The organism is Paraburkholderia sp. BR13439, assembly GCF_040948805.1.
Taxonomy (GTDB): domain Bacteria; phylum Pseudomonadota; class Gammaproteobacteria; order Burkholderiales; family Burkholderiaceae; genus Paraburkholderia; species Paraburkholderia youngii.
The window spans coordinates 1-1371 of sequence record NZ_JBFPKN010000111.1 but is presented as its reverse complement, the minus strand read 5'-3'; the positions used below and the strand labels follow the sequence as shown (position 1 = coordinate 1371).

The following is a 1371-nucleotide window of genomic DNA, read 5'->3' as shown; positions in this document are numbered from 1 at the left end:
CTCACGGGCCAACGGCATCGATGTGCCCACGTGGAAAATACGAAGTTTCCAGGCAAACCGGAGGATCCGTCGTGAAGCTTACGCCAGTGGGGATTGACATTGCAAAGTCGGTTTTTCAGGTCCACTACGTCGATCAGGAAACCGGAGAAATCGTAAACAAGCCGATCAAGCGGGCAAAGTTTCTCGAGCACTTCGCGAACCGGGCTCCGTGCCTGATCGGCATGGAGGCGTGCGGCGGATCGCACCACTGGGCCCGGCAACTGACGAACATGGGTCACGAGGTAAAGCTGATGCCGGCGAAGTTCGTGAAGGCGTTCAACATCCGCAACAAGAACGATGCAGCGGACGCCCGGGCAATCTGGATGGCCGTGCAGCAACCCGGTAAGCCCATCGCGGTGAAGACCGAGATGCAACAGGCGATGCTGGCGCTACACCGTATGCGACAGCAGCTGATCAAATTTCGCACGATGCAGATCAATAATCTGCGTGGACTGCTGACGGAATATGGGGAGGTCATGAGCAAGGGCCGGAACAAGCTGAACAAGGAGATACCGGTCGTGCTCGAACGGATCGCGGAGCGTCTGCCTGCCGTGCTGATCGATACGTTTCGCGAGCAGTGGAATGGACTGGCGAAGCTGGATGAACAGGTTGCCGAGATAGAGCGCCGGATGCGCGAGTGGAAGAAGGAAGACAAGGCGGTGAAGGCTGTTAGCGAAATTTGCGGCGTTGGGCTGCTGACGGCAACGGCAGCTGTCTCAATGATGGGCGATCCGAAGGCATTCAGTTCGGGCCGGGAGTTTGCTGCATGGGTTGGCATCGTGCCGAAGCAGACCGGCTCGGGCGGAAAGGTGAAGCTGCACGGGATCAGCAAGAGAGGCGACACCTATTTGCGCACACTGCTGATCCACGGTGCGCGTAGCGTAATAGAGCACGCAAAGGAACCCGGCGAGTGGGTCGAGCAGATGATCAGGCGGCGGCCAAAGAATGTGGTGGTCGTTGCATTGGCGAACAAGATGGCTCGGACGATCTGGGCCGTGCTGGCCCATGACCGGCCTTACGAGAAGGCCTACGTGAGCGTGAAGCCGGCCTGAATGGTTCACGCGAAGCAGAAGGTCAACGTTCAACACAGGGTGAACGTCGAAAGGTTGCGCAGCAATCGAGTGTGATGACAAACCAGGTAGGACCGGGACTCGCTAAACCTGAATGCGCCGTCGAGCTTCAAGCTCGTGCAGGGAATGAGGTGCGAGTCAGCGTATTTCATAGAGGCCCGCAGGCAGCAATACCGACTGCAACAAGGCCGGATATAGAGCCGCAGCCCATCCTGTCTGTCTGAACACAAGAAAACTGTTGCAAACGGGACGCGTTCATATA

1 protein-coding gene is annotated in these 1371 nt (G+C 57.7%); it reads left to right on the top strand.

Translation table 11 applies throughout. The features are described 5' to 3' along the window. Positions 1-71 precede the first annotated feature (71 nt). Entirely contained in the window at positions 72-1091 is a 1020-nt protein-coding gene (locus AB3X96_RS42385; RefSeq protein WP_368594396.1) for an IS110 family transposase, read from the top strand. The last annotated feature ends 280 nt before the right edge of the window (positions 1092-1371 follow it).